Source organism: Ruegeria sp. SAZA006 (assembly GCF_059613465.1).
This window is the reverse complement of record NZ_JBXWSO010000017.1, coordinates 222223-243959: the sequence shown is the minus strand read 5'-3', so window position 1 is coordinate 243959 and position 21737 is coordinate 222223. Positions and strand designations below refer to the sequence as shown.

The window sequence follows — 21737 nt, the reverse complement described above, 5'->3', positions numbered from 1 at the left end:
TGAAAAACGGCGGCAGTCTGGCCGGGAAGGGTGGCTTTGTTTCGTTGCTCGGGACAATTTCCGCAAATTGTAAACGTCCGCGACTCGGCTCGGATGGTCGAAACGCGCTGTTCATAAATTGATGAAAAAAAGTGCAAATCGCGATTGCAGCTGCTTGCCAAGGGTGCGACAAAACGTCATGACGCTCGACGTCAACCGGCATGGAGGATTTTATGACGGCCATCAAGGAACCCAGCTTTCGGGAGAGTGTAGATCTGATGTTCAACAGGGCGGCTGCCCTGATGGATCTTCCGCCCGGGCTTGAGGAAAAGATCCGGGTCTGCAATGCGACCTACACCGTTCGGTTTGGCGTGCGTCTGCGGGGGCAGATCCATACTTTCACCGGCTATCGCTCGGTTCATTCCGAGCATATGGAGCCGGTAAAGGGCGGTATCCGCTATGCGATGGCCGTGAACCAGGACGAGGTCGAAGCGCTTGCTGCGCTGATGACCTACAAATGCGCGTTGGTCGAGGCTCCGTTTGGCGGGTCCAAGGGCGGTCTGCGTATCGACCCGCGCAAATACGAAGAGCATGAGCTGGAGCAGATCACCCGTCGTTTTGCCTATGAGTTGGCCAAGCGCGACCTGATCAACCCGTCGCAGAACGTCCCGGCCCCCGACATGGGCACCGGCGAGCGTGAAATGGCATGGATGGCTGACCAGTATGCGCGGATGAACACCACAGACATCAACGCGCGGGCCTGTGTGACCGGCAAGCCGTTGAATGCCGGCGGCATCTCGGGCCGGGTCGAGGCGACGGGGCGTGGCATCCAGTACGCGCTGCGCGAGTTCTTCCGCCATCCCGAGGACGTCAAGAAAGCTGGTATGTCAGGCTCGCTGGACGGCAAGCGGGTCATCGTTCAAGGCCTGGGCAACGTGGGTTATCACGCGGCCAAGTTCCTGAGTGAGGAAGACGGCTCTCTGGTCGTGGGCATCATCGAACGTGACGGTGCGATCTATAACCCCGAGGGGATCGACGTCGAAGCGGTTCACCAGTGGATCGTCAAACATGGCGGCGTGAACGGCTACCCGGATGCAACGCACACCGCCGAGGGCACTGCTGTGCTGGAAGAGGAATGTGACATTCTGATCCCGGCCGCGCTGGAGGGCGTGATCAACCTGTCCAATGCCGAGCGCATCAAGGCGCCGCTGATCATCGAGGCCGCGAACGGCCCGGTGACCGCCGGGGCCGACGAAGTGCTGCGCAAGAAGGGCACCGTGATCATTCCCGACATGTACGCGAACGCCGGCGGTGTGACGGTCTCGTATTTTGAATGGGTCAAGAACCTCAGTCACATCCGTTTCGGCCGGATGCAGCGCCGTCAGGAAGAGGCGCGGCACGAGCTGATCGTGAAAGAGCTGGAACGGCTGGATCGCTATCTTGGCGATGCGTGGTCGATGTCTCCGGACTTCAAGGCCAAATACCTCAAGGGCGCGGATGAACTTGAGCTGGTGCGCTCGGGTCTGGATGACACGATGCGCATCGCCTACCAGGCCATGAGCGAGGTCTGGCATGATCGCGACGACGTGGATGACCTCCGCACCGCGGCTTACATCGTGTCCATTGACCGTGTAGCCAAGAGCTATCGGGCCAAGGGCCTCTGACGTCTCGGAAACCGGGCAATCGGGCTTTGACAAAAAGTCCGGTTGCCGCACATCCTGCGCTGGAGTTCAGGCAGTGAAACCAGCGAGGATCTCATGCAAATTACCCGTTCATTAGCATGGGTCGCGGCGATTGGGTCCGCGACCTTGGCCCTTGCGACTGCCGCCATCGCCCAGCCCCGACAAGGCTGGACGCCGACTGTGGAAGGGTTGGCTGTCTATCAGGGCAGCGCCGATCTTGAGGACGGTGGTGATTTCAGCGCATCGCGCGCGTTTCTGCGGGCGGGCGGCATTTACAGCTATGGTGACGGGTCCTTTGTGGGGTTGCTGGCGAGTTTCGGTCAGTTTTCCTACGATTTCGGGTTGCCCGGAAACCAGCCTTGGGACGACATCCGCGACATTCGCCTGAGCGTTCCATTGCGCTTCGCTCTGGACAACGGGGCTGCGGTGATCGTCTCGCCCCAGTTGAGATGGGACTACGAGACCGGCGCCAGTGCGTCGGACGGCTTCACCTATGGTGCCTTCGCCGGCATTTCATGGGCGGTGAACCCCAATCTGCGCATCGGCCCGGCATTTGGCGTGTTCTCCGAGGTTGGAACGAATGACCTCGAAGTCTTTCCTGCGCTTCTGGTCGACTGGACCTTTGCCGAGCGCTGGCGTCTGAGCACCGGGAGCGCGCTGGGGGCCACTCAAGGCCCTGGCGTCACATTGGAGTACAAGGCTTCGGAAAGCGTCAGCGTCGGGCTTGCCGTTCGGTCCGAGAGGGTCCGCTTTCAGCTGAACGATAACGGGTTGGCTCCGGGCGGCGTGGGCGAGGACAGCAGCATCCCGGTTGTTCTGTCGGTTGAATACGCGCCAAACCCCGGAGTTTCGCTGTCGGCATTTGCGGGCGCCGAGTTTGACGGCCAGTTGCGCCTGGACAACGCAGCAGGGCAAGAGGTCAGCCGGCAGGGCTATGATACCGCTCCGATCGTTGGCTTTGCCTTCCGTCTGCGGTTCTGAGGGCGAATTCGTTTGCGTCCGGTTTGGTCGCGCGTTGACAAGTTCTTGTCGAAAACGGATGCGGAGCCCCGAGCCCGGATTGCTACTCCTGTTGGAAGTTGGTTTGATGCCAGCAAACCCGCAGGGAGATCTGAATGCGCTTTTCCGGCTTACGCGTCCTGAAGGAAGGACTGACGGGCAACAAGGGTTGGACGGCGCATTGGCGTGATCCCGAGCCCAAAGCCGAGTACGACATCGTCATTATCGGCGGTGGGGGGCACGGCCTCAGCACCGCGTATTATCTGGCGAAAGAGCACGGACTGACAAATGTCGCCGTGCTGGAAAAGGGCTATATCGGCGGCGGCAATGTGGGGCGCAACACGACGATCGTGCGCGCCAACTATTTTCTGCAAGGAAATTCCGAGCTCTATTCGCATTCCCTCAAGCTGTGGGAGGGTTTGGAAGAGGACCTGAACTACAACGTGATGCATTCACAGCGAGGCATCATCAACCTGTTCCATTCAGACGGGCAGCGGGACGCGGCCGCGCGGCGGGGCAACATGATGATCAGCCAGGGCGACGATGCCATCCTGCTGGACCGCGATGCGCTGCGCGAGATGCTGCCCTATCTGAACTATGACGATCTGCGCTTTCCCATCTATGGCGGCCTGTATCATCCGCGCGGCGGCACGGCCCGGCATGATGCCGTGGCCTGGGGCTATGCCCGCGGGGCGGATCAGCGCGGGGTGGATCTGATCCAGAATTGCGAGGTCACCGGCATCGACATCGAAAACGGCGCCGTGCGCGGGGTGCAGACGACGCGCGGGGCGATCCGGGCCAAGAAGGTAGGGATCGTGGTTGCGGGCCGGTCCAGCCAGGTCGCGGCGATGGCCGGGATGCGCTTGCCGATCGAAAGCCATGTGTTGCAGGCCTTCGTGACCGAGGGGCTGAAGCCTTGCATCGACCATGTCGTGACCTTCGGCATGGGGCATTTCTACATCAGCCAATCCGACAAGGGTGGGCTGGTGTTCGGCGGCGACCTGGATTTCTATGCCTCCTACGCGGCGCGGGGCAATCTGCCCACGGTCGAAAGCGTGATGGAGGCCGGCGTGGCCCTGATGCCGATGATCGGCAAGGCCCGGGTGCTGCGGTCCTGGGGCGGGATCATGGACATGTCGCCGGACGGATCGCCGATCATCGACCGCACGCATATCGACGGGCTGTACCTGAACTGCGGCTGGAACTACGGCGGGTTCAAGGCGGTTCCGGGCTCGGGCAACGTGTTTGCCCACCTGATGGCCACCGACCGGTACCACGAGAACGCGACAGGGTTCCGGCTGGATCGTTTCCGCACCGGGCGCGGGATCATCGATGAAGAGGGCAAGGGCTCTCAGCACAATCTGCATTAGGGGCGGGCCGGTATGTTTCGTTCGAATATTTGTGAAAGCCAGGAGGCGCGGCCATGAGGATCACCTGCCCGTATTGCGGCGAGCGCGATCGCCGCGAGTTCTACTATCGCGGGGCCGCTGTCGATCTGGACCGGCCCGCCCCGGATGCCGGACCGGAGGCTTGGGACGATTTCGTGTATCTGCGCGACAACCCGGCGGGCGAGACGCGGGACCTGTGGTATCACGAAGGCGGCTGCGGCGCATGGATCGTTGTGACCCGTAACACGCTGACCCACGAAATTTCGGCGACCGAACCTGCGTCCGGGGGCAAGCGATGAGGGTCGCGGACAGGGGCCTGATCGACCGCGGCACTTCGGTCGAATTTTCCTTTGACGGCATCCGGTATTCGGGCTTTCAGGGCGACACGCTGGCCTCGGCGCTGCTGGCCAATGGCGTGCGCTTGATGGGGCGGTCGTTCAAGTATCATCGCCCGCGCGGCGTCCTGACCGCCGGCAGCGAAGAGCCGAACGCGCTGGTCACCATCGGCCGAGGCGCCGCGCAGGACCCCAATGTCCGTGCCACGATGCAAGAGATCTATCCGGGCCTCGAGGCGCGCAGCCAGAACCGCTGGCCCAGCCTGAATTTCGACGTGATGGCGGTAAACGATCTGGCCGCGCCCTTCTTGGGGGCGGGCTTCTACTACAAGACTTTCATGTGGCCCCGCAGCTTCTGGGAGAAGCTGTACGAACCGATGATCCGCCGCGCCGCGGGGTTGGGCGCGCTGTCCGGGCAAGCCAACGCCGACACGTATGAAAGCGCCTATGCCTTCTGCGACCTGCTGGTGATCGGGGCTGGTCCGGCGGGTTTGATGGCCGCCTTGACGGCCGGCCGAGCCGGGGCGGATGTCATTCTGGCCGACGAAAGCAACCAGATGGGCGGGCGGCTGCTGGCCGAGACGCTCGAGGTGGATGGCAAGCCGGGTCACGTTTGGGTAGACGAGGTTCTGGCTGAACTGCGGGCGATGGAGAATGTGCGGCTGATGACCCGCACGACGATTGCCGGGGCCTACGATCAGGGCACTTTTGCCGCGCTCGAACGGGTCTTGCACCATACGGGCGACCGCCCCGCCGGTGCGCCGCTGGAAACATATTGGAGGATCGCCGCCCGGCGCTCGGTTCTGGCGGCCGGGGCGCTGGAGCGCCCGGTGGCGTTTCGCGACAATGACCGGCCCGGCATCATGACCGCCGGGGCCGTGCGGGCCTATCTGAACCGCTGGGGCGTCGCGGCCGGCCGGAGTGTCACAGTCTTCGGCAACACCGATGACATTCACCGGACGGCTCGCGATCTGCTGGCCGCAGGTGTCCACGTGGCCGCCGTGATCGACAGCCGCCATGACGGGCCGGTGTCGACGGACTATCCGGTGCTGCGCGGGGCGCAGGTCTGTGGCAGCTCGGGGCGCAAGGGGCTGGAGTCGATCACCGTGTGCCGCGCCAGCGGAGAAGAGCGCATTCAGACCGATTGCCTGGCGATAACCGGCGGATGGAACCCCTCGGTCCACCTGACCTGCCACATGAACGGTCGACCGACTTGGCGGCGTGACATTGCCGCCTTCGTGCCCACGCCGGGCGCCGTGCCCGGGATGCGCACGGCCGGGGCCTGCAACGGCGCGTTCTCCACCGTCGCCTGTCTGCGCGAGGGTATTTCGGCTGCGACCGAGGCGCTGGGTGATCTGGGCCTCAAGGCGCCCAAGCCCGAGCCGCCGCAGGCCGAGGATCAGCCCTATGAAATCGCGCAGCTGTGGGCGGTACCGGGCAAGGGGCGCGCGTGGCTGGATTTCCAGAACGACGTGACCGTCAAGGATGTCAAACAGGCCGCGACCGAGAACTTCCGCTCGGTCGAGCACATGAAGCGCTATACCACGCAGGGCATGGCCACCGATCAGGGCAAGAACTCGAATGTCGCGGCGCTGGCCATTCTTGCGGATGCCACCGGGCGGGCGATCCCCGAGACCGGAACCACCACCTTCCGCCCGCCTTACGCGCCGATTGCCATTGCCGCGCTGGGCGCGGGGGCCGAGGGGGCGGGGTTCAAGCCGCAGCGCTTCACCACCTCGCACAAGGCGTCGGTGGCGCGCGGGGCGCCGATGGTCGAGGCGGGGCTGTGGTATCGGCCCAGCTATTTCCCGCAGCCGGGCGAGACCACCTGGCGCCAGTCCTGCGACCGCGAAGTGCAGATGGTGCGCTCGGCGGTCGGCGTGTGCGATGTCTCGACGTTGGGCAAGATCGACATTCAGGGGCGCGACGCCGCGCAGTTTCTGGATTTCGTTTATTCCAACACGTTTTCGACGCTGAAGGTCGGGCGCGTGCGCTATGGGCTGATGCTGCGCGAGGACGGGTTCGTCATGGATGACGGCACCACCGCGCGTCTGGGTGACAGTCATTTCCTGATGACCACCACGACCGCCGCCGCCGGTGACGTGATGAAACATCTGGAATTTGTCCGCCAGGGGCTGCGGCCTGATTTGGACGTGTCACTGGTTTCAGTGACGGAACAATGGGCGCAATTCGCCGTGGCCGGCCCCAAATCGCGCGAAGTGCTAAACGGCGTGCTGGACACCCCGCTGGATGATGCTGAATGGCCGTTCATGGCCTGCGGTCCGGTTTCGGTTCTGGGGGTGCCGGGGCGTCTGTTCCGGATCTCGTTCTCGGGCGAACACGCCTATGAAATCGCCGTGCCCGCGCGGTATGGGGCCAGTCTGTTCGACATCCTGACCCAACGGGCCGAGGCGCTGGGCGGCGGCCTCTATGGAATGGAGGCGCTGAACGTCCTGCGGATCGAGAAAGGGTTCATCACCCATGCCGAAATCCACGGGCGGACCACGGCCTATGACATCGGGTTGGGCCGGATGGTGTCGCAGAAAAAGGACTGCATCGGCAAGACCATGTCTGAACGCCCGGGGCTTGAGGAGCCGGGGCGCGAGCGATTGATCGGGCTCAAACCCATCGGGGAAAGCCGCCAGTTGCTGGCCGGCGCCCATCTGTACAACGAAGAGGACGCGCCGGTGCGTACCAACGATCAGGGCTATGTGACCTCGGTCTGCTATTCGCCGACGCTGGGCAGCATGCTGGGGCTGGCGTTTCTGGCCGACGGCCCCGACCGTCATGGCGAGATCGTCAAGATGGTCGATCACCTGCGCGGCGTGACCACGCTGTGCGAGGTGACGGACCCGGTGTTCTTTGATCCAGAGGGAGAGCGTGTGCGTGGATAAGATGATTGCCCGGACCCCGTGTGACGGGCTGCTGCCGCTGACCATCGGAACGGTCTCGGTCACCGAGGTCGACCCGGGCGCGATACATACGGTTTCGGCCTTTCAAGGGCAGACCAATGCATTGTCCGAGGCGATGAAGTCGGCGCATGGCATGGCGCTGCCGGCCCCAAACCGCGCCACCGGGAAGTCGGGCGCGCGGGCCATCTGGTTCGGCCCGGGTCAGGTCATGCTGATCGGCCCCGCACCAGATCCTTCGCTGTCCGCCTATGCCGCGGTCGTCGACCAGTCTGATGCCTGGGCCGTGGTGCGGCTTGAGGGCGACGGGGCCGAGGATGTTCTGGCCCGTCTGGTGCCCGTCGATCTGCGCCCGCATCACTTCAAGCGTGGACATACGGCGCGCACGCTCCTGTTCCACATGACCGCGTCGATCACTCGGGTTGGCGAGAAATCCTTTCAGATCATGGTGTTCCGGTCGATGTCCACATCGTTGGTGCATGATCTGCAGAGGGCAATGGAAGGTGTGGCAGCACGCGGTTAGACTGTTGCAAAGAACTGATTCCAAGGGGACCTTATGCTGCGTATCGCACTTGCCGCCACTCTGCTTGCCACACCGCTGGCTGCCGCTGAAACCAAGGAACAAAGCTGCCGCTATCAAGCAGACGTTGTGGCGGCGGTTCAAAAAGCCCGTCTTGATCGCGTGAAAGAACGGGACGTTCCTGAAGCGGTGGCCGAGGCCGGCCCGACCTGGCCCGAGAACTACAACGCCGCAATCCCGTTGATCACCCCATGGGTCTACGAGCAGAAGATGCGCGACATCCGCAAAAAAGATCTAGGTGCCGCATGGATGGAGCTGTGCCTGCAGCAGTAATCCACAGGGCCGCGAATTGGCTGTGGACAAAGGCCTGCCGCGCCCTTGGCGGGCGGCCCGGTTTCTGCCATGTATGAAGCATGTCATTGCCCCCTGGATTTCTGGATGAGCTGCGCACCCGTCTGAGCCTGTCTCAGGTCGTCGGGCGAAAGGTTATGTGGGACAACCGCAAATCCAATCCGGGCAAGGGTGACATGTGGGCGCCATGCCCGTTCCATCACGAAAAAACCGCCTCGTTCCATGTGGATGACCAAAAGGGGTTCTATTACTGCTTCGGGTGCCATGCCAAGGGCGACGCGATCAGCTTCGTGAAGGAAACCGAGAACGTATCGTTCATGGAAGCTGTCGAAATCCTGGCGCGCGAAGCCGGATTGCCGATGCCTGCGCGCGACCCCAAGGCGCAGGAAAAGCAGGACCATCGGGCGCAATTGGCCGATGTCATGGAGCAGGCGGTGCAGTTCTTCCGCCTGCAACTCAAGACCGGGGCAGGGGCCGAGGCGCGCGCCTATCTGGACCGCCGCGGTCTGGACGCTCAGGCGTTGGAACGCTGGGAAATCGGGTTTGCACCCGACGGCTGGCAGGCGTTGTGGGACCATCTGCGCGGCAAGAACGTGGCCGAGGACCTGATCCTGGGCGCCGGTCTGGCCAAGCCGTCGAACAAGGGCAAAAAGCCCTATGACACCTTCCGCAACCGCATCATGTTCCCGATCCGCGATCCGCGCGGCCGTTGCATCGCGTTCGGCGGGCGGGCGACGGACCCCAACGACAACGCCAAGTATCTGAACTCGCCCGAAACCGCGCTGTTCGACAAGGGACGAAGCCTGTACAACCACGGACCGGCCCGTCAGGCGGCGGGCAAGGGGCAACCACTGATCGTGGCCGAGGGCTATATGGACGTGATCGCCCTGTCCGAAGCAGGCTTCGGCGCCGCCGTCGCGCCGCTGGGCACCGCGATCACAGAACACCAACTGCACATGCTGTGGCGCATCGCCGATGAGCCGATCATCGCGCTGGATGGCGACACCGCCGGCCTGCGCGCGGCGATGCGGGCCATCGACCTGGCGCTGCCCTTGCTGGTGGCCGGCAAGTCTCTGCGGTTCGCCCTGATGCCCGAGGGCAAAGACCCCGACGATCTGCTGCGCGCCGAAGGCCCGGCGGCGGTTCAGGCGGTGCTGGACGCGGCCATTCCGATGGTCAGGCTTCTGTGGCGGCGCGAGACCGAGGGCAAAGTGTTCGACAGCCCAGAGCGCAAGGCGGCCCTCGACAAGGCGCTGCGCGAAAAGATCCAACTGATCCGCGATCCTTCGATCCGGTCGCACTACGGGCAGGAAATCAAGGATCTCCGCTGGCAACTTTTCCGCCCGCAGCGGCAAGGGGCAGGGGCTCGAAACTGGCAGCCGAGGGGCAAATGGCAACCGCCAAAACCGTCGGCAACGCCGGATGCGCGGGCCTCGTTCCTTGCGTCCTCGGAGAATGCGGATATCCAGCTGCGTGAAGCGGCAATCCTTGCGATTGCAATCCTGAACCCCGAGGTGGTCGTGCAATTCGAGCACCAACTGGAAGAGATGGAATGCCTGAACCCCGATCACGCGGCCCTGCGCGATGCGATCCTGCGGCACGCGATCGACGATCCCGACAACCTCAAAGAGCACATTGTTCAGTCTTTGGGGCCGGCCCCTCTTGAAAATTTGCTGGCCCTTCGCCATGTCGCTGTAATCCCCTGTGTGCACAAACCGGGCGACGTCGAAAAGGCACAGATGACTCTGGCCGAGGAACTCGCAAAAATCAAAGCGCTCCGGGGGCTGGATGCCGAGATTGCCGAAGCCGAAGAGGAGTTGTCCGATCTGGCGGATGAAGCGTTAACGTTCCGGTTGGCCCAGGCCGCCGAAGAACGCAACCGCGCAAGCCGCAGCCAGAACGAGGACAGGGCCGTTTTCGACATTGCTGACAACGGGGCGCGAATCAATCGTGACGAGAAAGACGCGTTTCAGGCGATCATGTCCGGCATCAAGTTCGAGCGGAAACGCCGCTGAAGTGGTGTTTTCATAAAGCACTGGAAAAGAAAAACGGGTAAACGGGTGGCCGAATCACTTCTACGCGCTAATGATTCGGTTCCATCGAATCACCCATCCCTGCAGGAGCACTGAATGGCCGCCAAGGATACCAACGAGGAACGGAAGTCCGACGACCAGGAACAGGAAATCTCGCTGGACATGAGCCAGGCCCAGGTCAAGAAGATGATCGCCGAGGCTCGCGAGAAAGGCTACATCACTTACGATCAGCTCAACCAGGTCCTGCCGCCGGATCAGGTCAGTTCGGAACAGATCGAGGACGTCATGTCGATGCTGTCCGAGATGGGCATCAACATCATCGAAGACGAAGAGGCCGAAGAGGAAGAGCAGAAGGGCTCGACCGATCTGGTCACCACCGACAGCAACCGTGAGGTTGCGCTGGCCGGTGCGCAAACCGAAAAGCTGGACCGGACCGATGACCCGGTGCGCATGTATCTGCGCGAGATGGGGTCGGTCGAACTGCTGAGCCGCGAGGGCGAAATCGCCATCGCGAAGCGGATCGAAGCCGGTCGCAACACCATGATCCTCGGGCTTTGCGAAAGTCCGCTGACCTTCCAGGCGATCTCGATCTGGCATGACGAACTGTTGTCCGAGGACATCCTGCTGCGTGACGTCATCGATCTGGAAGCGACGTTCGGCAATCAGATGGACGAGGATGGCGACGTAGAAGAGCCGGTGGTGGATACCTCGGCCGTAGCGGCCGCCAAGCCCGCCAAGGACACGGGTCCCGAACTGGATGCCGACGGCAACCCGATTGCCAACGACGATGACGATGACGAAGACGATCAGGCGAACATGTCGTTGGCCGCGATGGAAGCGGCGCTGAAAGATCAGGTTCTGACTCAGCTTGAGCGGATCTCGACGGATTTCGCAAAGCTCTCGGAAATGCAGGACAGCCGGATCTCGGCAACTCTGAACGAGGATGGGTCGTTCAGCGACAAGGATGAGCAGACCTATCAAAAGCTGCGCGCCGAGATCGTTGAACTGGTGAATGGCCTGCATCTGCACAACAACCGGATCGAAGCTCTGATCGATCAGTTGTACGGCATCAACAAACGGGTGATGTCACTGGACAGCGCCATGGTGAAGCTGGCCGATCAGGCCCGCATCAACCGCCGTGAGTTCATCGAAGCCTATCGTGGACGCGAACTGGATCCGAACTGGCTGTCGGAGATGGCCGAAAAGCCGGGCCGGGGCTGGCAAATGTTCATCGAACGCTCGTCCGACAAGGTCGAGGAACTGCGCAACGACATGGCTCAGGTGGGCCAGTATGTCGGTCTGGACATCAGCGAGTTCCGCCGCATCGTCCAGCAGGTTCAGAAGGGCGAGAAAGAGGCGCGTCAGGCCAAGAAGGAAATGGTCGAGGCCAACCTGCGCCTGGTGATCTCGATCGCAAAGAAATACACCAACCGTGGCCTGCAATTCCTTGATCTTATTCAGGAAGGTAACATTGGCTTGATGAAGGCGGTGGACAAGTTCGAATACCGCCGTGGCTACAAATTCTCGACCTATGCGACCTGGTGGATCCGTCAGGCGATCACGCGCTCGATCGCGGATCAGGCGCGCACCATCCGTATTCCGGTGCACATGATCGAGACGATCAACAAGCTGGTGCGGACTGGCCGCCAGATGCTGCACGAAATCGGTCGCGAGCCGACGCCGGAAGAACTGGCCGAAAAGCTGCAGATGCCGCTGGAAAAGGTCCGCAAGGTGATGAAGATCGCCAAGGAGCCGATCTCTCTGGAAACCCCGATCGGCGACGAGGAAGACAGCCAGCTGGGTGATTTCATCGAGGACAAGAATGCCGTGCTGCCGCTGGACAGCGCCATTCAGGAAAACCTCAAGGAAACCACCACGCGGGTACTGGCCTCGCTTACCCCGCGCGAAGAGCGGGTTCTGCGGATGCGTTTCGGCATCGGCATGAACACCGACCACACGCTGGAAGAGGTCGGTCAGCAGTTCAGCGTGACGCGCGAACGTATCCGGCAGATCGAAGCCAAGGCGCTGCGCAAGCTGAAACATCCCAGCCGAAGCCGAAAGCTGCGGTCCTTCCTGGATCAGTGATCAAAAAGGCGTCTCGATCGAGGCGCCTTTTTCATTTGAGCTGCGGTTTGGTTCACGACGGCCAAACGTGAATTCAATTTGGCGGGAATTCGCAAGTGGTCAGAGCCTTCGCGGACCATATCGCTTGTGTCCACTCATGGGACAGGTCGGGGCGAGGCGGCAACGCTGATGACCCCCGGCCGCTTGTCAGGCAAGCTCTCTGCGCCGGGACTGATCCTTGAACGCGCTGGGAGATTGCCCGGTCCAGCGTTTGAAGGCAGTCGAAAATGCCGCTTGGTCTGCGTAGCCAAGGCTGTACGAGATCTCAGAAAGGCCCATGTCGTTCTTCAGAAACGTTCTGGCTAGGTCGCAGCGCAGGTCGTCGACAATTTCGCGAAAGCTGGTGCCTTCCTCGGTCAGGCGTCGACCGAATGTCCGCGGGCTCATGCCCAGATCCTTGGCAACCTGTTCGGCGCGGGCGATGGCCCCGGGAAGCGATTGGGTGATCCGCCCTTCGACCCGCGACCGTAGAGTCTGTTTTTCGTCACTGTTTTCATGCAGCAGACGGTCACCATATTCCATCAGGTGCTGTCGCAAGCTGGGGTCGTAGGTCGGGACGGGCACGTCGAGCGTTGATTGCGGCAAAATGATCTCCAGCTTTTCCGCGCCAAACACCACCGGGAACTTGCCGAGTTTCGAATAGTCTTCCTCTAGCGCGCCGACCTTGTGCTGAAACCGCAGTTCGATCGGTTGGATCGGGATCCCCGTGAGAGCACGCAGGCGGGCAATGCAGGCAAACATGAGGAACTCGGTTCGCCGGTGGTACCGCGAAAAGCTTGGGTCCTTCCACCTGGCCTCGATGGTTGCCGAATTGCCGGACTCGTGCAGCCTCACGGCGATGGCAGGATCAATCAGCCGGTGGAAGTGGTTGGCGTTCTCCAGAACCTGCCGCAGATCCCGGGAATACTTGCTGATATATGCCGTCAGGCTGGAGGTTGCACTGAACTGCAAACCCGTTCGCGCGCCGAACAGGATGTCGTTGAGTTCATCGCAAGCGTGGCGGGCGAACAATGCCTCGCTGTGGGCGCTGTACAGCTTTGCAGGCGGCGCGAGGTCTTGCGCACTCAGCCCGCTCTTGGTCAGGACACGAACGACCGTATCAGTATTCCCTGCCTGCGCCTGCAACGCGGACGCCAGCAACTGAATTCTGGCGATATCGACTTGCATACCACGCTCCGGAACCCACTGAATTGGCCGGATTATGTAGCGAATTTTGTCATTTGCATAGTTTTTGTGAGGTGACAGTTCCCACACAGGGTCAGACACGGCGCAAGTATTTACGCCGGAAATGGCTTCAGATCACAAAGACGTGGCCGGGCAAAGAAAGACACCGTGCTACGGCCGTCATAGATCAGCCGCGTGCCGGGTCAGTCCCGTGGGGATCGGGCTGAGCCGAAGGATTTGGTCACACCAACCGATCTGTGGCTCCCCGGCACACATTGAATGCATGTCCCGACTCCCTAGACGCAAGGCACCATTCGCGTGCGCACTGTTCCTGAAATCATCGTGAACGACGCTGTTCTGGGCTTGGTGAAAAACTAGGCTATGATGCGTGTCGAAATCAGGGAAGATATTTGCAATGAAACATATTCTGACATGCGCCGCGGTTGCGGCAATGGTTGCAGCCGCTCCGGTCGAGACTGACGCCGCCCCGAACGGGTACCGGACCGAGCCGATGAACAGCACCGATTTTGAGGTCATCCCCCGCGCCCGGCAGGACGTTGATGGGTATTGGTGCGCGGCGGCGGATTTTGCTCGGCGCAAACTGGGGGCCGGCTGGCAGCAGCGGATTTACGTTTTACGCGGCTATGGGCCCAGTGTGACAACCGGGCGTCGGACCGCCGTTCAGTTTTCCATCAAACCGCCGACAGGCGGCGTGCCACAGCAACCCAGCGTAGTGGTTTCGGGATTTCAACCGGGCTACAGCATGTCGGTCCAAGGTGCGAACGCCCGATGCAACGTGCGCCCCTTCTTCAACTGACGCGAACAGGGCCACCCGGTTGATGCAGGCCGAATTCACCATCGAAACCCGAGGGCAGGGGCTGTACGAGTTCACCTCTGACATCCGTGACTGGCTGTCCGCAAGTGTGGCCGACGGATTGCTGACGCTGTTCGTCCGCCACACATCCTGTTCACTGTTGATACAGGAAAACGCGGATCCCGAAGTTCAGACGGACCTGCAGGCATTTTTCTCGCGGCTGGTTCCGCCCTCGGATCATCAGTCGATGTCTTATCTGAAACATACGTATGAGGGGCCCGATGACATGCCGGCCCATATCAAGGCGGCGATGATGCCGGTCTCTCTTTCGGTCCCGGTCTTAAGTGGGCGCCCTGCCTTGGGAACATGGCAGGGTATCTACCTGTTCGAACACCGGACCGCGCCCCACGTTCGCCGAGTTGCGGCGCATTTTGGGTGACCCTGCATATAGCGGTTGAAATTTCCGACTACCCAAACTGTAGCGGCTGCCCTATAGTTGTGGATAAGTCGGCCACAGCGCTGACAAAAAGAGGCGGAATAAGGGACGAGGAGACGGCGGATGCGCTGCCCGTTTTGCGGAAATATCGATACTCAGGTCAAGGACTCACGTCCGGCAGAAGATCACGTGGCCATCCGCAGGCGTCGGTTCTGCCCCGCGTGCGGGGGCCGTTTCACCACCTATGAGCGGGTCCAGTTGCGCGACCTTGTGGTCATCAAGACAAATGGCAAACGCGAGGATTTCGACCGGGACAAACTGGAACGGTCAATCCGGATTTCGATGCAGAAGCGCCCGATTGATCCGGACCGCATCGACCAGATGATATCCGGCATCGTGCGGCGCCTGGAAAGCATGGGTGAGACCGACATTCCCTCCAACAAGATCGGCGAGATCGTCATGGAAGCTCTGGCGCGGATCGACACCGTCGCCTATGTTCGCTTTGCGAGCGTATACAAGAATTTCCAGGCGGCCGATGATTTCGAGGAGTTCGTCCACGAACTGCGCCCGCCGCAGCCATCGACTGACGAGTGACCGAAACAGACAAGCGATACATGGCGCTGGCCCTGTCCTTGGGGCGGCGCGGACAAGGATCTTGCTGGCCCAACCCCGCGGTCGGATGTGTTCTGGTGAAAAACGGCCGGATCGTCGGGCGCGGGTGGACGCAGCCCGGCGGTCGCCCTCATGCGGAAACCGAGGCTCTGGCCCAGGCCAGCGAACAAGCGCGTGGCGCGACGGCTTATGTTTCGCTGGAGCCATGTTCGCATCACGGCAAGACGCCACCTTGTGCTCAGGCGTTGATCGACGCCGGAGTGGCCCGCGTGGTTTCGGCGATCGAGGACAGCGATCCGCGCGTCGCGGGGCAGGGTTTTGCCATGTTGCGCGATGCCGGGATTGAGGTCACGACCGGGGTTCTGAGCGATCAGGCGGCAATGGACCACGCGGGCTTTTTCATGAAGACCGAGCAAGGCCGACCGTTCGTGACGCTGAAACTCGCCAGCAGCTTTGATGGACGGATTGCAACCGAGACCGGGCAGAGCAAGTGGATCACCGGCCCCGAGGCCCGCCGGGCGGTGCACGCCATGCGTGCGCGGCACGATGCGGTGATGGTCGGCGCGGGCACCGCGCGGGCCGACGATCCTTCGCTGACGGTTCGTGATCTAGGTATCGACCGGCAGCCCGTGCGCGTCGTGGTTTCACGTCACCTTGAATTGCCTTTGCTCAGCCAATTGGCCCGAACCGCCTCTGATATTCCCGTTTGGCTGTGCCATGGCCCGTCGCCCGATCCTGAGCGTGCCGCGGCGTGGCAGGGACTGGGCGCGCGGCTGATATCCTGCGCTTTGCAGGATCACCGGATCGACGCCGCAGACATGCTGCACCAATTGGGGCAGGCCGGTCTGACCCGGGTATTCTGCGAGGGGGGCTCGGCTCTGGCTGCGTCCCTACTGGCAAATGATCTGGTCGACGAGCTGGTCGGTTTCAGCGCGGGCTTGGCCATCGGAGCCGAGGGCTTGCCCGCCATTGGCGCCATGGGGCTTGAGGAATTGGGGGACGCGCCCCGCTTTTCGCTGGTCGAAACCCGGGACTTGGGTGGCGATGTCCTGCATGTCTGGCGCAGGCCGGTCCGCTAGCGGCGAGTCCTAGCGCCACAGGTTCGCATGTGTTGCAAAAGCCCCCTGAAGCTTAGCCAGCAGCCGAATTGCCGGCCCAGCAGGTGCAATCGGGCCATTCGTCAAACGGTCTGCGACAACCTCCGCCGGGCATGCGTCGCGCGTGACTGGATCGAAATACCGTGGATAGTCGATGAGCGTGGCGTAAGCCAGGCCCAACACCGTCGGTCGCGCGCCTCGTCGTGCCGGGACCGATCCAAGGTCCGTCGTCAGACCCCAGCCGGCGTAAAACGGGGCCCCAAGCGTAGTGACCTTTATCCCGCGCAGCAAAGCTTCGAACCCAAGCAGTGAGGTCATTGTCCAGACCTCATGAACCTCCGGCAGAACCAGTGCCGGATCGACATCGTGGAGGACGACATCCGCCAGACCCTCGGCGTCTATTCGACCGTCTCGAAGCCCGGCCTCAACATCTGGGTGCGGTTTGTAGATCAGAACTGCGTCGGGATTGGCCGCGCGAACGGTGCTCAGCAACTCGAGATTTGTGCGGACCGTGCTGGTGCCCAACCGGATCGAGGCGTCGTCCTCTACCTGGCCAGGTACAAGAATCCGGTGCCCGTCCGGCAAGGGCGGGCAACCGCCGCCCGTATTGTATTTGCTTAGTCCCGCCGCGGTGAGTTGCGTCACCAGGCGGCGTATCCGTATCTCCTGATCGGGTCGCAACTCTTCGCGAGCGGTGATCAGTTCTTCCAGACGGCTGGGTCGGGTGGGGTCGTAGTAAATTCCAAGGTCGTCGGTCACCAGTGAAAGCGGGGGCACAAGGTTGGCCCCCAACCCGCGCGAGCGCACAAAACCGTCTTCGACGCGGACCACATCTTCGGCGTCCAGATCACGATTGCCCCAAACCATATGGGACCGATCGGTCGCCAAGGGTCGTTCCGGCACGAAACGGACTTTTTTCCACTTCCCGAAGGTTTGCTGAATATGCCTGCGTTTCCACAAGCGCATTCCAGACGCTGTCCAGCCGTGCCTGTCCTGTCGCCAAGCGCGGCTCTGGGCTTCAAGCGTATCCAGCACCGCTTCCAGCTCACACAGCTGGTCGCGATAGGGATCGTACCACGTCGGGTACAGTATCATGGCGGCAGCGAATAGTTGAGCGCGGGTCAGATTACGCTGACGGCGCGCCAGAGGCATCTCGTCCTGAGTCAGACCCCACCCAGCATAGAAGGGTTGCCCAAAAACCCTAGGTTTGTGACCGGCCAGAATGGCCTCAAACCCCAGCTGCGAGGACAGGGTATAGACCCCGATCGCGCCTTCCAGCAACGACCAGGGGCTGATCTGATCCGCCAGCAGGGAGACACGGTCAGTTTCGTCATCCGCCGAGAAAAAACCACGCCGATGACCCTGCAGTGTTTCCGGGTGGGTCTTGATGATCACACGCGCGCCGGGGTTTTCCTCTTGGGCCATGATCAGCATTTCGAGAAACCGCGCCGGGTCGCCCCGGCTTGCCGTAACCGCCGCATCGCCCTGTATCTGATCGACAACCAGTACATAGCCCGGATCCGGGGGCGCGATATCCGGGTCGCAGGCCGAATACTTGCTCAGGTGCGACTCCTTCAGCCGTGCGATCGCGCCGCGCGCCCGATCCAGCAGGGCGGTGTCATCCAGCGGGTGCGTGGCCAGCAGAGTTTCGAGGTCCGACGGCTGTGACGGATCGAAATGCATCGCACGTCGTTCCAGAAGCAGGCCCAGCGGCGGCTCGTGATCGCGTCCCGGCAGCAAGGATCGCAGGAAGGAATCCTCGACCCGCAACAGCGGGATATTCCGGTCCTTCGCAACTCGGGTTCCGCGGTGCGCGGTCGGGCTTTCGCCCCAGATGCCCACCATGTCGCCCGAACGCGGAAGCCCAACGCGAATGTCAAACCCCTCCAGCGACAGGATGCGTCGGACCCTGCGTTGGGTCAGAAACCCACCATTGTAGACATACAGGCGCGTTCGATCCTCGGCGTCCGCGGTGTCGGCGCCGGGTTTCATGCCTCAGTTTCCGGTCAGCGTGGCGACGTTTGCAACGGGTGTCAGACCACCGGCAATCAGCGAAATCGACTTGGTCCACTGTGCATAGGGGGCTTCGGTCACGTAAATCGTGTCGTCGTCGCGGATCACGAAATCACGTGCAACAAACAGACCGTTGGGCGCCGTGAGGTTCAGCAGGTAGATCACGCGTTGTTCGCCCTGAAGGTTCGGCTGACCCAGCACTTTACGTGCGATATCTTCACGCTCGTCCCTCAGAACGAAGATCCCTGTGGGATCCGAGGACAGCGATTGCAAGCCGCCGACCTGCGCCAGCGCTTCCAGCGCGGACAGATCCTGACTGTCGAAGGCGACCCGGGATTGCCCACCCGTGGCCCCCAGCGCGATATACGACCGGGTGTCCTGTTCGACCAGGATGCGATCACCGCCGCGCAGTGCGATGTCGGTTTCAGGATTGCGGAACAAATCGTCATACCACACGGTGCCACGCTGATTGCCGCGGATCACCGTGACCAGCGCAATATCCGGGGCGACCGCCACGCCACCGGCCCTTGCAAGCATCGTCGACAAGGTGCGGGTCGGGCGCTCGATCGGATAGATGCCAGAGGCGCCGATCGTACCGGTTACCGAGACCGTCGCACCGTCACCCGCCACGCGGCGGATCTGAACCTGCGGATCAGGCGTCTGCTCGCGCAGCTTTTCTGCAATCAGCGAGCGAAGCTGCTCGGGCGTATTGCCCGAGGCGCGCAAGCGGCCGGCATAGGGCACGAAGATAAAGCCTTCGCTGTCGACCTGAACCTCGTCGAGATTGGTCGAAGGGCCGGTTTCGCCAGCCAGCAGACCGTCGTCGACGTTTTCCCAGATGGTCAGGCCAAGCACGTCGCCGGGACGAATGGTGTCGGATGTTACGCTTTGTGCTGACCGGAAGGCAGGCGGAAAACCAAACTGTGGAACCGCAGAGGTGACGTGGGCCACCCGGTCATCAACTTCGACCACGTGGGCGTTGCCGCCATTGACCGTCGAGCCCGCCAGAATTTCGGTTTTGTTCGGCCCTGCCTTGGGCAGTTGGCACGCTGTCAGAAGGCCAATGGCTGCAACAAGGGAAAACCCTCGTATCCATCGAGTAGGGAAACGCTGCACTGCCGAAATACCTCGAGTTTCGTATGTAGTCTTTTGGTTTGCGGCCAAACTAGCGGTTTCATACTTCAAGTTCCAGCCAGCCAAGCACCGTGTCATTCAACGATTTTCAACTGTGGCGTGATGGTCGCGATTCCGGTCAGCGCGGCCTGGTAAGGGTCACGGGCCTGCAGCATCATGTCAGCGACCCGCCGCAGCAACTGGCGCCGTCCGCCGCGCGAGTAATAGCCGCCCGGCACCTGGCTGGTTTCCAACAGGAATTGGCGGTATGCCTGATAGGCTTCTGTGTCCGGCTTTTGCGGGTGCCTGAAGAACTCGTCAATCGTTTGATGTGAGACCAGTTCAGGCTTGTCGTAGACCGACTTGCCGAAGACACGCAGAGGGATGCCACGCCACAGGGCCTGCTGTCCTGCGGTGGAATTGATGGTCAGGGCCGAGCTCGCGTGATCCAGTAGTCGCGCCAGCTTTCCGCCGGGCACGTAATGCACGCGATCCGAGATGCCCAAAGCGCGCGCCTGTGCTTGGACGCGTCTTCTCAGCGGCTCGCGCTGGTTCTCAAGGGGATGTTCCTTGATGACGAGGCGGTGGTGGGACGGAGCGCCCTTGGCGAACCCTTCCATCACCGGGGTGATGAAATCGGCCATGCATGAAAAGTCCGAATGCGCCTGGACCGAACTGTCGTGCCCCAGTTGCAGCAGAACCAGATGATACGGGAACCCGCCGCGCCTTACGCGCCAGGTGGCGAGAACTCGCTGCAACCGATGAATCGGCATGAGCGCCAAACGTTTGAAATACAGTTTGAATTCCTTTGAGACAGGCACTTCTCGGTGCGGGCGGAAGTTTCGGTACCCGCGGTTCATACACAGAACGAACCAATGGTACAGAGCGCCGTAGAAAATGTGTTGCCGCATATCTCCCCAATGTGACGGGGGTGGGGGCGTTTTGGCGCCCGAGCTTTGCAACGCCTGCTGCATCTGGGCGATTTCCAGATCCATCAGGCGAGAATGCCCGTTGGACCCATTGCGCTCATAGGTGACCCACCAAGGTCGAAGGTAACCTTCCTCGAACACATGAACACGGATGCCATGGATTCGCGCCGTCCGGATCGCGTCGGCGTGCACCGGGCGAACATCGCCATAAAGCACGATGTCGGTAACACCGCGCGCAAGGATGATATTCCTCAGGCTTTCCGGCCAGTCGTCGAGCCTGCCGCGATAGGGGATATAGCTGGCGCGATCGAACCAAAACGCCTGGTCCCCGGCATTGAACCCGACACGCCACACCTGCGCGCCAGCCGCGCGCAACATGCGACCCAAGCCGCTGAAGAACGGCCCATGCGGCCCCTGCAAAAACAGAAATACGCGACTGTCGGAGGTGTCCTTCGATTGCCTCATGCCAGATGCTCGAATTCTTGTTGCCCGTGTTTTATTGAACAAACTATGCCTTTTTGCATCCAGCCGGGCAAGGCAGGGCTTGCTCCGCCCGCCACTTGGCCTTACCTCGGCGTGGATTGCATGGCACAGCTTAGGCGCAGAGGGTTAACGGAATGTTCACTGGGATCGTCACCGATATCGGCACAATCATCGAGTTGGAGCAGCAGGGCGATCTGCGGGCGCGCATCCGGACAGGCTATGATACATCCGGCATAGATATTGGTGCGTCGATCGCCAGCGACGGGGTTTGCCTGACCGTCATCGCGCTGGGTGATGACTGGTACGATGTTCAGATCAGCGCCGAGACCGTTTCCAAAACCAATCTGGACGGCTGGAATGTGGGCTCAAGGGTCAACCTTGAACGGGCCTTGAAGGTGGGTGACGAATTGGGTGGCCATATCGTTTCGGGGCACGTCGATGGCGTCGCCGAGATCGTCGCGATGGCCGAAGAAGGAGACAGCACCCGCGTAACCCTGCGCGCGCCCAAGGATTTAGCGCGCTTCATCGCGCCCAAGGGCTCGGTTGCTCTGAACGGCACTTCGCTTACGGTCAACGATGTCGACGGTTGCGATTTCGGGATCAACTTCATTCCCCATACCAAAGAGGTGACGACCTGGGGCGCGGCGAAGGTCGGAGATCGGGTCAATCTGGAAATCGACACGCTCGCCCGGTACGTGGCTCGTCTGGCCGAGGTTTCGTGATCGCCAGCGAGGAAATTGCGTCGCGTTAGGTATG

At 61.7% G+C, this 21737-nt stretch carries 18 protein-coding genes; 14 read left to right on the top strand and 4 right to left on the bottom strand.

The window, feature by feature from the left end; genetic code table 11:
• Positions 1 to 212 precede the first annotated feature (212 nt).
• The 9 genes from AC2FNZ_RS19035 (at position 213) to rpoD (ending at position 12281) form a co-directional block, all read left to right on the top strand.
• On the top strand, positions 213 to 1643 hold the full coding sequence (locus AC2FNZ_RS19035) for a Glu/Leu/Phe/Val family dehydrogenase (RefSeq protein ID WP_093961747.1): 1431 nt from the start codon (positions 213 to 215) through the stop codon (positions 1641 to 1643).
• A gap of 93 nt (positions 1644 to 1736) precedes the next feature.
• Entirely contained in the window at positions 1737 to 2642 is a 906-nt protein-coding gene (locus AC2FNZ_RS19030; protein WP_496841652.1) for a hypothetical protein, read from the top strand.
• A 134-nt stretch (positions 2643 to 2776) separates the two neighbouring features.
• Positions 2777 to 4030, top strand: coding sequence for a sarcosine oxidase subunit beta family protein (locus AC2FNZ_RS19025; protein ID WP_496841651.1), 1254 nt, complete (start codon positions 2777 to 2779; stop codon positions 4028 to 4030).
• A 53-nt stretch (positions 4031 to 4083) separates the two neighbouring features.
• Positions 4084 to 4347 (top strand): sarcosine oxidase subunit delta, encoded by a 264-nt coding sequence (locus AC2FNZ_RS19020; protein WP_005983905.1) that lies wholly within the window; start codon positions 4084 to 4086, stop codon positions 4345 to 4347.
• Positions 4344 to 7277, top strand: a complete 2934-nt coding sequence (locus tag AC2FNZ_RS19015) for a sarcosine oxidase subunit alpha family protein (RefSeq protein WP_496841649.1) — start codon at positions 4344 to 4346, stop codon at positions 7275 to 7277. Before AC2FNZ_RS19020 ends, AC2FNZ_RS19015 begins: the two co-directional genes overlap by 4 nt.
• The gene (locus AC2FNZ_RS19010) at positions 7270 to 7815 is read left to right on the top strand and encodes a sarcosine oxidase subunit gamma (protein ID WP_496841648.1); all 546 of its coding nucleotides are present in this window, start codon (positions 7270 to 7272) and stop codon (positions 7813 to 7815) included. The genes AC2FNZ_RS19015 and AC2FNZ_RS19010 overlap by 8 nt, the downstream gene beginning before the upstream one ends.
• 33 nt (positions 7816 to 7848) lie before the next feature.
• Positions 7849 to 8145 (top strand): hypothetical protein, encoded by a 297-nt coding sequence (locus AC2FNZ_RS19005; RefSeq protein WP_170357503.1) that lies wholly within the window; start codon positions 7849 to 7851, stop codon positions 8143 to 8145.
• Between the two features lie 80 nt (positions 8146 to 8225).
• Positions 8226 to 10178, top strand: a complete 1953-nt coding sequence (gene dnaG, locus AC2FNZ_RS19000) for a DNA primase (RefSeq protein WP_496841646.1) — start codon at positions 8226 to 8228, stop codon at positions 10176 to 10178.
• Between the two features lie 114 nt (positions 10179 to 10292).
• On the top strand, positions 10293 to 12281 hold the full coding sequence (rpoD, locus tag AC2FNZ_RS18995) for an RNA polymerase sigma factor RpoD (protein ID WP_093961753.1): 1989 nt from the start codon (positions 10293 to 10295) through the stop codon (positions 12279 to 12281).
• A 186-nt stretch (positions 12282 to 12467) separates the two neighbouring features.
• On the opposite strand, the gene AC2FNZ_RS18990 is transcribed toward rpoD, so the two are convergent.
• Complete coding sequence (locus AC2FNZ_RS18990; RefSeq protein ID WP_496841644.1) at positions 12468 to 13487, bottom strand: helix-turn-helix domain-containing protein; 1020 nt, start codon at positions 13485 to 13487, stop codon at positions 12468 to 12470.
• 412 nt (positions 13488 to 13899) lie between these two features.
• Here AC2FNZ_RS18990 and AC2FNZ_RS18985 point away from each other — a divergent pair, with 412 nt between their 5' ends.
• From AC2FNZ_RS18985 to ribD, 4 genes are all read left to right on the top strand, one after another.
• Positions 13900 to 14301, top strand: coding sequence for a hypothetical protein (locus tag AC2FNZ_RS18985; protein ID WP_093961755.1), 402 nt, complete (start codon positions 13900 to 13902; stop codon positions 14299 to 14301).
• A gap of 22 nt (positions 14302 to 14323) precedes the next feature.
• Positions 14324 to 14737 carry a secondary thiamine-phosphate synthase enzyme YjbQ gene (locus tag AC2FNZ_RS18980; protein ID WP_170586167.1) on the top strand — a complete coding sequence of 138 codons (414 nt, stop codon included), beginning with the start codon at positions 14324 to 14326 and terminating at the stop codon, positions 14735 to 14737.
• A gap of 120 nt (positions 14738 to 14857) precedes the next feature.
• Positions 14858 to 15328, top strand: a complete 471-nt coding sequence (nrdR, locus tag AC2FNZ_RS18975; protein ID WP_039534475.1) for a transcriptional regulator NrdR — start codon at positions 14858 to 14860, stop codon at positions 15326 to 15328.
• Positions 15325 to 16425, top strand: coding sequence for a bifunctional diaminohydroxyphosphoribosylaminopyrimidine deaminase/5-amino-6-(5-phosphoribosylamino)uracil reductase RibD (gene ribD / locus AC2FNZ_RS18970; protein WP_093961757.1), 1101 nt, complete (start codon positions 15325 to 15327; stop codon positions 16423 to 16425). Before nrdR ends, ribD begins: the two co-directional genes overlap by 4 nt.
• A gap of 9 nt (positions 16426 to 16434) precedes the next feature.
• Here the strand turns inward: ribD and AC2FNZ_RS18965 are convergent, their stop codons facing one another.
• The 3 genes from AC2FNZ_RS18965 to AC2FNZ_RS18955 all read right to left on the bottom strand — a co-directional run bounded on the left by AC2FNZ_RS18965 (position 16435) and on the right by AC2FNZ_RS18955 (position 20963).
• Positions 16435 to 18435 carry a capsule polysaccharide biogenesis protein gene (locus tag AC2FNZ_RS18965; RefSeq protein ID WP_496841642.1) on the bottom strand — a complete coding sequence of 667 codons (2001 nt, stop codon included), beginning with the start codon at positions 18433 to 18435 and terminating at the stop codon, positions 16435 to 16437.
• A gap of 3 nt (positions 18436 to 18438) precedes the next feature.
• Positions 18439 to 19572 carry a polysaccharide biosynthesis/export family protein gene (locus AC2FNZ_RS18960; RefSeq protein ID WP_170363706.1) on the bottom strand — a complete coding sequence of 378 codons (1134 nt, stop codon included), beginning with the start codon at positions 19570 to 19572 and terminating at the stop codon, positions 18439 to 18441.
• A 92-nt stretch (positions 19573 to 19664) separates the two neighbouring features.
• Entirely contained in the window at positions 19665 to 20963 is a 1299-nt protein-coding gene (locus tag AC2FNZ_RS18955; protein ID WP_496841640.1) for a capsule polysaccharide biogenesis protein, read from the bottom strand.
• Positions 20964 to 21115: 152 nt separating this feature from the next.
• Here AC2FNZ_RS18955 and AC2FNZ_RS18950 point away from each other — a divergent pair, with 152 nt between their 5' ends.
• A complete protein-coding gene (locus AC2FNZ_RS18950; protein ID WP_170339138.1) occupies positions 21116 to 21703 on the top strand; it encodes a riboflavin synthase in 588 nt (195 codons plus the stop codon).
• Positions 21704 to 21737 lie beyond the last annotated feature (34 nt).